We start from the raw sequence: 8,556 nt of genomic DNA, 5'->3' as shown, positions 1-8,556 counted from the left end.
GTTCGGCCTCGCGCTGCGCCTGCACCGCGGACTGCTCGGCGGCTTCGCGGCCGCGCTGCTGGTGGTGGGCGCGATGTACGGCTCACTGCTCGGCGACGCCGACTCGCTGCTCAGGGACGTCGACCGGATCAGGGACGCGCTGGCCCGGCTCGGCGGGCCCACCCTCGCCGACTCCTACGCCGCGCTGACCATGCTGGTGGTCGCCGTGATCGGCGGCGTCCACGCGGTGCTGGCGACGCTGCGCCCGCGCGCCGAGGAGAGCGCGGGACGGGCCGCGCCGGTGCTGGCCACCGGCGTGTCGCGGTCCGCCTGGCTGGGCGGACACCTGGCGGCGGCCCTGCTGGGCTCCACTGCGGTGCTGCTCGCGGCGGGCGTGGGCTTCGGCCTGGCCGGGGCGCTGTCCAGCAGCGACGGGGGCGCGTTCCTGCGGCTGACCGGCGCGGCGCTGGCCTTCGCGCCCGCCCAGTGGGTGACCGTGGGTTTCGCCGCCGCCGTTTACGGCTGGCTGCCCAGGATGACGCCGCTGGCCTGGCTGGTCCCCGCGTACGCCTTCGTGATCGGCTACCTGGGCCCGCTGCTGGACCTCCCCGCGGGCCTGGAGCGGCTCTCCCCGTACGGCCACGTGCCCCGGCTCCCGGCGGCCCCGATGGACTGGACGCCGCTCGCCGCGCTCACCGCGGTCGCGGCCGCCCTGATCGCGCTGGCCCTGGCCGGGTTCCGGCGCCGCGACGTCCACTGACGCCCGGCGCCGGGCACACCCCGACCGGGATCAGAGGTGCTTGACCAGCTCCGGCATCAGGTCCTGGAAGGTCCGTCCGCTGGCCGGCTGGCCGATCGCGGCCATCTGCCAACCCGTCGCCGTGCGCTGCACCTTCGCCATGATCTGGGCGGTGTACGGGCCACCGCCGGTGAGCGTGTAGCGGGCCAGCTCGGTGCCGGTGGTCTCGTCCACGAGCCGGCAGAAGGCCGCCTCGACCTCCTGGAAGGTCTGCCCGGTGAAGGAGTTGACGGTGAAGACGATCTGGTCGACCTCCGCCGAGACGGTGGTCAGGTCGACGGTGATGGACTCGTCGTCGGTCGCGGCTCCCGAGCCGCCGACCAGGTTGTCCCCGCTGTGCCGGACCGAACCGTCGTTGCTGTTGAGGTGCTGGAAGAAGACCACGTCCACCGGGCGCCCCTGGGCGAACAGCACCGCCGAGGCGTCCAGGTCGATCTCCCGGCCGGCTGCGAGCAGCTTGGAGAAGAAGCCCTTGCGCTCGGCCGCCTTCCAGCCGAGGCCCATCCGGACCAGGCTCAGCTGCCCACCGCCCGGCTTCTCCAGGCTGATCTTCTGCCCCTTGGCCAGCGAAACGCTCATCGCGCCCTCCTCGTTCTGCCACCGCCCGTGCCGCGAATCTACAGCACTGTAGAAAATTATGATCATCAACGGTGTCCTGCGAGCACCTGTACCCCGTAAGCCCCCGGACCTCACCCCGACGACGGTCCGCATACTGAGGGAACCGGCGGTCCGACGTCTGGCGTAGCCGCGGACCGTGACCGGACGACCGGGACTGCGCACAGTCTAGGGTCGGCCCCGGGGCCGCGCCCGGCAGCGACCGCGCGCCGCGTCCGCACCGATCGCAGTGCTCACGACCGTTCCCGGGCCGCGCCCACCCGCGCCGGCCCACTGACGCTGGGGGGACCACCATGCCCGAGCAGCACGAAGGAACCGAACAGCACGAAGGAACCGGCAGGCCCGACAGAGCCGGACAGCACGCCGCACCGCAACACCCCGGGGAGTCCCGCCTCGGCCGCCGCCGCCTGCTCCGGGCCGGCCTCGGCGCGGGCGGCGCACTGGCCACCGTCCGGCTGCTGCCCGGCGGCACCGCCTGGGCCGAGACACCGCCCACGTTCCCCGCCGTGGAGTACGACAGCGCCGAGTACGGGAACTCCCGCTACGACGGCCTGTGGCCCTCCTCCCACCTGGCCGGCCCGCGCGGCACCGCCGGGCAGGCCTGGCCGGACTGGACCCGCTACGCCCGCATCGCCGACGGCACCTTCAACGAGCCCGCCGACATGCAGAGCGCCGTGGACGCCCTCAAGGCGCAGGAGGTCAGCGTCATCGAGCTGGACACCCTGCTCTCCGACTGGCTCACCGACGCCCAGTTCGCCGCCCACATGGCCGAGGTGAAGATGTTCACCGGCCTGGCCCACGCCGCCGGCCTCAAGGTCGTCATGTACTACCCGTCCCTGGAGCTGATCTCCCCCGGCGGCGAGAAGGGCCGCTCGTTCTACAAGAACGACCAGGGCAAGAACTGGGTCCAGCGCGACATCGCCGGCAAGCCCAACGTGTTCTACGGCAGCGTGGTGGTCTGGGTCGACCCGGGCGACGAGAGCGTCTGGCTCAGCCCCAACTCGCCCTGGCGGGACTACTACCTCAAGCGGATCAAGGGCGTGGCCGCGACCGGCGTGGACGGCATCTGGCCGGACGTGCCGATCTACTTCGACGGCGTGCTCTCCTGGTGCGACGCCTCCACCTGGGGCGCGGCCGCGTTCAAGGCGGACACCGGCCTCGCCCTGCCGAAGGCCGCGAACTTCGCCGACCCGGTCTTCCGCCGCTACGTCGAGTGGCGCCACCGCAACCTGCTCCGGTTCCAGCTGGACATCGCCGACGCGGGCCGCTCGGTCAACCCCGACCTGGTCACCTTCGTCGAGACCGTCTCGATGGACTACCGCTACGCCACCTCGATCGGCCTGGACGGCGGCTACCTGCGCCAGGCCCCCGGCGCCGTCGGCCAGGTCTGGGAGGTGGACATCCTCGGCAACTACGACGGCATGCGCCACGCCACCGCCTCCGACTGGGTCTGCCTGATCTCGATGTACAAGTACGCCCGCGCCGCCAGCGGCACCAAGCCCGCCTGGGCGTTCTCCTACGGCTGGCAGGCCGACGACGCCTCGCTGGTGATGTCCCAGCTGATCGCGGCGGGCTGCAACCCGTACGAGGTGAAGACCCCGTTCAAGAACGACACCGTGGACGCCCCGATGCGCACCCGGATGTACCGCTTCGTCCGCCTCAACCAGGCGAAGCTCTACGACCCGGCCTCGATCGCCCAGGTCGGCGTCTACCACTCCGCGCCGTCCCGGGACTACGTGGCCCCCGGCGAGGGCAACGGGATGTACGTCAACGCCAAGGCGCCGGCCGGGGTCACCGACTGGTGGGGCGGCGACGACCCGGAGATGAGCTGCGCCTCGCTCTCCTGGCTCGGCGAGTTCCGGGGCACCGTGAAGGCACTGGTCTACGCCCACGTCCCGTTCGACACGGTGCCCAGCCCCGGCCTGACCGCCGACGACCTGGCCCGCTTCAAGGTGCTGCTGCTGCCCAACCTCCAGGCGGTCTCGGACACCGAGGCGGCGCTGCTGCGCGCCTTCGTCTCGGCCGGCGGAACGATCGTGATCACCGGCCCCGCGCCCACCGCGCTGGACGAACTGGGCGGCCAGCGCACCGAGTTCGCGCTGGCGGACGTACTCGGCCTGCGCAGGGCCGACCCGCTGCCCGCCACCAAACAGAACTCCTACGGCAGCGGCAGCTGCTGGTACGTCAAGGCGCTGCCCGGCCTGAGCTACCTGACCAAGACCGACCAGGCCTCGGCGGACCAACTGCTCACCGCCGTCCGGCAGTCCGCCCCGCCGGCCGTCACCCTGGCCGGGGACCGGCGGATCTTCCTGGACGCCCGGCGGATCGACGCCGACACCGTCGTCCACCTGGTGAACTTCACCAACTTCGGCGACACCCCGGCGGCCTTCCACAGCGCACCCGCCAACTGCACGCTCTCCTACGCCCTCCCGGCGGGGGCGGGCGTCACGGCGGTCACCGTCGCCAGTCCGGACGGCACCGACCCGACGCCCAAGGCCGTCCCGTACACCGTCACCGGCGGGACGGTCAGCGTGCCGCTGACCGTCGCGCAGTACTCGGTGGTCACGATCACCGCCGGCCCGGCCGCCTGACGGGCCCTATCCGGCGGGCGCGGGAATCCGCCAGAGGGCGGCGGGGTGGGCCTCGCCGCCCGGGGCGGACTCGAAGGCGATCCACTGCCCGTCCGGGGACCAGCTCGGCGCACCGTCGTAGGCGGAGTCGTCACGGGTCACCCGGACGGGCGTGCCGCCGCCCGCCTCCACCACGAAGACCTGGGCGTTGGGCAGATCGCCGAGGTTGGAGGAGAAGACCAGGAAACGGCCGTCCGGGGACCAGCTCGGGTCGGTGTGCTCGCCCGGCGCCGCGGTGACCTGCCGCAGTCCGCCGCCGTCCGCCGCGACCGTCCACAGCGACCAGTCCTCCCGGCCCGCGCTCCGCCGCTGGAAGACGATCCGGTCGCCCTGCGGGGACCAGTTCGGCTGCCGGTTGTCGGTCCCGGTGGCCGGGCCGTCCACCAGCGGGACGGGCGTGCCGCCGGTGCGGCGGACCTTCCAGAGCGAGTCCCGCCCGGCCGCGCCGCCCGCGGCGGCGTGCTCCGGGTCGTGGCTCTGCTGGAAGACGATCCACTCGCCGTCCGGGGAGAAGCTCGGCTCGCTGTAGCCGCTGTCGTCGGCGTGCCTGGTCACCCGCTCGGGGGCGCCGCCGGGCTTCATCAGCCAGACCTCGTCGTGCTCGGACTCCCGGTCGGTGGCGAAGGCGAAGGCGTCGGCGGCGGCGTTCCAGCTGGTGCCGGGGAGGTTGACCGCCGCCTTGTCCGGATCCTCCACCACCTTGCGCGGCGCGCCGCCGTCCAGTGGCAGGACGCTGAGGGCGGCGGCGCCCTGGTTGTAGCCCCCGCTGAACTCGGTCAGCAGCACCGACCGGCCGTCCGGGGCGAAGGCCGGATTCTGGGCGCTGTGGCCGCCCGCGGCGCGGTAGAGCAGCCGCGCGCCGTCGGCACGGCGCTCGGCACCTTCCGCGGTCGGCCACCGTCGTTCCGCATCGCCGGAACCCGAACCGGGGCCGGAACCTGCGTCCGGGCCGGAGCCCGAACCGCTGCATCCGGCCAGCAGCAGCGCGGCGGCGGCCACCGCCGCCGGGAGCACACGAGTCCTCATGCCCAAAAGCTAGTTGACGACACGTCAGTTGTCGTACGCCGCCAGGTGGATCGGGCCTCGCCGTCCGGCAGGTGTGGCCGCGCCACCCGGAGGGCGCCGGCCCGTCACCCCGCGCCGCGCTCCAGCCGCACCAGCGCGTCCACCGCGATCCTGGCGTCCTCGCCGCCCTTGCCTCCGGTGCCACCCCCGCCGCCCCGGTGCCCGGGCTCGCCGCCGACCGTGCGGTGCACCCGCTCGGCGCGGACGGTGCGCAGCCCGCGGTCGGCGAGGTCCGCCAGGACGTCCTGCGGGGTGAAGAGCACCGCCGGGTCCTGCGGTCCGCCGACGCCCTCGGTGAGGTTGCTCAGGTCGTGCCCGACGACCAGCAGGGTGCCGCCGGGGGCGAGCGCGTCGGCGGCGCGGCGCAGGGCGGCCCTGCGGTCCGCGGCGGGGATCTGGAGGTAGGCGACCAGGACGAGGTCGTAGCCGGCGGCGGGGGCTTCGACGGCGCGGGCGTCGCCGTGACGCCAGGTGAGCCGGTCGGCGACCTCGTCGGGCAGGTCGGAGGTGAGCCGTTCGGCACGCTCCAGGGCGACGGCGGAGAAGTCCAGTCCGGTGACCTCCCAGCCCTGGGCCGCCAGCCAGATGGCGTTGCGGCCCTCTCCTGCGGCCAGGTCGAGGGCGTGGCCTGGGGTGCGGCCGGTCAGTTCGCGGACCACCCACTGGTTGGGCTCGGCGCCCCACACCAGCTCGCTCGCGGCGTAGCGGTCGTCCCAGTCCTGGCTGTCCATCGCGCCTCCTCGTTCGGCGGGCCTGCTCGTAGCGGCCAACCTACCGGGCCCCGGCGCCCCCGGTCGGGAACGGTCCAGCGGGCGGACACCCTTGACGGCGAATATTGGTCCAGTCCAATCTGTTCAGTCGTGACGTGAACGGGTCGGAGGCCCGTCCCGTCCGCGCACCGTTCGTCAGCACGCGTCACCAGCCCGCGGCGCCCCCACCGCGCCCGGGCCGGCTCCCCACGGCCCACCCGGGCCACCGCACCGCCGGAACCCCCCACACATCCGGAGGACCCACCGCATGCACGACCGTGTCCTGCCCGCACAGCCCGCCCACCCCGCCGGGGAGCGCGCCGGCCGTCGGGCCGCCCACCGCAGAAGGGCCACCGCACTGGCCCTGGCCGCCACCCTGACCACCAGCGGTGCCGCCATCGCCCTCACCTTCGGCTCCGCCTCGGCCGCGCCGGTCAACCTGCTGGCCAACGGCGACTTCGAGGCCGGCACCCTGGCCGGCTGGACCTGTTCCAACGGCTCGGTCGTCACCAGCCCGGTGCACGGCGGGAGCCGCGCGCTCAGCGGCGCCGCCTCGGCCGGCGACACCGCGCAGTGCCAGCAGACCGTCACCGTCCAGCCGAACACCACGTACACCCTGGCCGGCTGGGTGCAGGGCAGCTACGTCTACCTGGGCGCCACCGGCACCGGTGTCAACGCCTCGGCCTGGACGCCGGGCGGGACCGGTTGGAACCAGCTGAGCACCACGTTCACCACCGGTGCCACCACGACGTCCGTCTCGGTCTTCACCCACGGCTGGTACGGCACCGGCACGTACTACGCGGACGACCTCACGCTGACCGGCCCCGGCGGCCCCACCTCGACCGCCAGCCCGACGGCCACCACCAGCCCGACCGCCAGCCCGACCGCGACGGCCAGCCCGACGGCGACCGCCAGCCCCACCGCGACCGGCAGTCCGACCGCGACCGGCACCCCGACGGGCACCCCCACGACCACCACCCCGACCCCGACGGGCACCGCGAGCGGCCCGGCCGGGGACGGCAAGGTCACCACCCCGACCGGCTTCGCGGTCACCAAGGCCACCTCCAACGCGGTGGTCCTCACCTGGCAGCCGTCCACGCTGACCAGCGGTGACGGCCCGGTCTCCTACAAGGTGTGGTCCAACGGCCAGCTGGTCGCCACCTCGATGGGCACCTCGGTCGCGGTCAGCTCGCTGCTGCCGGGCAAGAGCTACACCTTCAGCGTCCAGGGCTACTCCGGCAGCCACGCCTCGGCCCAGTCCGCGCCGGTGAACACCACGACCGCGGCCGCCCCCGCCCAGCAGCCGATCCGCTCGGCCTACTTCGACCAGTGGGGCGTCTACGAGAACGCCTACAACGCGAAGAACGTCGACACCAGCGGCGCGGCGGGCAAGCTGGACGTCATCCACTACGCGTTCGCCAACATCGACCCGACCAAGTTCACCTGCTTCCAGGCGGTGAAGGCCTCCGACTCGGGCAACGAGAACAACCCCAACGCCGGTGACGGCGCGGGCGACGCCTACGCCGACTACCAGGCCGACTACAACTCCGGCACCAGTGTGGACGGCAGCGCCGACACCTGGGAGCAGCCGCTCAAGGGCAACTTCAACCAGCTGCGCCAGCTGAAGGCCAAGTACCCGAACCTGCGCTTCACCATCTCGATCGGCGGCTGGACGTACTCCAAGTACTTCTCCGACGCGGCGGCCACCGACTCCTCCCGGAAGGCCTTCGTCTCCTCCTGCGTCGACATGTTCCTCAAGGGGAACCTGCCGACCGGCGTGGCCGGTGACGCCTCCGGCGGCCAGGCCTCGGCGGCGGGCCTCTTCGACGGCATCGACCTCGACTGGGAGTACCCGGGCTCGGCCGGCGGCCACACCGGCAACCACTACTCCCCCGCCGACAAGCAGAACTTCACCCTGCTGCTGAAGGAGTTCCGCACCCAGCTGGACACCCTCGGCGCCGCCCAGGGCAAGCGCTACCTGCTGACCGCGGCGCTGCCCAGCGGCCAGGACAAGGTCGCCCAGCTGGAGACCGACAAGATCGGCAACTACCTGGACTTCGCCGACGTGATGTCCTACGACATGCACGGCGCGTGGGACGCCAAGGGCCCGACCAACCACCAGGACCCGCTGCACGACAGCCCGGCCGACCCGACCACGCCGATCACCCCGGGCACCCGCAAGTACAACGTCGACACCACGGTCGCCGCGTACACCACCGGCCTGCCCGAGTACGGCATCCCCGGCGGCTTCCCGGCGAACAAGATCGTGCTGGGCATCCCGTTCTACTGGCGCGGCTGGACCGGCGTGCCGGCCGGCTCGAACTACGGCCTGTACCAGAGCGCGACCGGCCCGACGGCGAAGAAGCCGCTGAGCCAGGAGGCCGGCCTGGCCGCCTGGAAGGAGCTCAACCCGACCGCGGCGCAGACCCACTGGGACCCGGTCACCGAGAGCAGCTGGGTCTACGACGGCACCAACTTCTGGACCGGTGACACCCCGCAGGCCGTCCAGGCGCGCGGGGCCTACGCCAAGAGCAAGGGCCTGGGCGGGCTGTTCGCCTTCTCCCTGGAGAACGACGACGCCTCCGGCACGATGCTCAACTCGATGGACAGCAGCCTGCGCTGACGCTCCGTCCGGAACGAGCGGTGGCCCGCGCGGAACTCCGCGCGGGCCACCCGCGAGCCCGCGGTGCCGCCGCTCAGCGCGGCGGCACCGGGTCCG

Annotated in this window: 5 protein-coding genes and 1 pseudogene; 3 read left to right on the top strand and 3 right to left on the bottom strand. The window is 73.2% G+C overall.

Translation table 11 applies throughout. The features are described from left to right. Positions 1-739: pseudogene (locus BU198_RS12590) on the top strand (ABC transporter permease); the annotation flags it as partial. Positions 740-769: 30 nt separating this feature from the next. On the opposite strand, the gene BU198_RS12585 reads toward BU198_RS12590, so the two are convergent. After that, positions 770-1,357 carry a TerD family protein gene (locus BU198_RS12585; protein WP_188296929.1) on the bottom strand — a complete coding sequence of 196 codons (588 nt, stop codon included), beginning with the start codon at positions 1,355-1,357 and terminating at the stop codon, positions 770-772. A gap of 329 nt (positions 1,358-1,686) precedes the next feature. Here BU198_RS12585 and BU198_RS12580 point away from each other — a divergent pair, with 329 nt between their 5' ends. Next, the gene (locus BU198_RS12580) at positions 1,687-3,984 is read left to right on the top strand and encodes a hypothetical protein (protein WP_223244302.1); all 2,298 of its coding nucleotides are present in this window, start codon (positions 1,687-1,689) and stop codon (positions 3,982-3,984) included. Positions 3,985-3,990: 6 nt separating this feature from the next. On the opposite strand, the gene BU198_RS12575 is transcribed toward BU198_RS12580, so the two are convergent. Then, the gene (locus tag BU198_RS12575; RefSeq protein ID WP_188296928.1) at positions 3,991-5,049 is read right to left on the bottom strand and encodes a TolB family protein; all 1,059 of its coding nucleotides are present in this window, start codon (positions 5,047-5,049) and stop codon (positions 3,991-3,993) included. Positions 5,050-5,153: 104 nt separating this feature from the next. Next, positions 5,154-5,819 (bottom strand): class I SAM-dependent methyltransferase, encoded by a 666-nt coding sequence (locus BU198_RS12570; RefSeq protein ID WP_188296927.1) that lies wholly within the window; start codon positions 5,817-5,819, stop codon positions 5,154-5,156. 286 nt (positions 5,820-6,105) lie between these two features. Between BU198_RS12570 and BU198_RS12565 the strand changes: the two genes are divergently transcribed. Then, the gene (locus BU198_RS12565) at positions 6,106-8,460 is read left to right on the top strand and encodes a glycosyl hydrolase family 18 protein (protein ID WP_188296926.1); all 2,355 of its coding nucleotides are present in this window, start codon (positions 6,106-6,108) and stop codon (positions 8,458-8,460) included. Positions 8,461-8,556 lie beyond the last annotated feature (96 nt).

The sequence above is a fragment of the Streptomyces sp. CBMA156 genome (assembly GCF_014596515.1).
Lineage (GTDB): Bacteria > Actinomycetota > Actinomycetes > Streptomycetales > Streptomycetaceae > Kitasatospora.
This window is presented reverse-complemented; position numbering and strand designations above follow the sequence as displayed.

Coding starts and splice junctions, on each gene's coding strand:
- BU198_RS12585 (WP_188296929.1), bottom strand. CDS start 1,357: ATGAGCGTTTCGCTGGCCAAGGGGCAGAAGATCAGCCTGGAGAAGCCG.
- BU198_RS12580 (WP_223244302.1), top strand. CDS start 1,687: ATGCCCGAGCAGCACGAAGGAACCGAACAGCACGAAGGAACCGGCAGG.
- BU198_RS12575 (WP_188296928.1), bottom strand. CDS start 5,049: ATGAGGACTCGTGTGCTCCCGGCGGCGGTGGCCGCCGCCGCGCTGCTG.
- BU198_RS12570 (WP_188296927.1), bottom strand. CDS start 5,819: ATGGACAGCCAGGACTGGGACGACCGCTACGCCGCGAGCGAGCTGGTG.
- BU198_RS12565 (WP_188296926.1), top strand. CDS start 6,106: ATGCACGACCGTGTCCTGCCCGCACAGCCCGCCCACCCCGCCGGGGAG.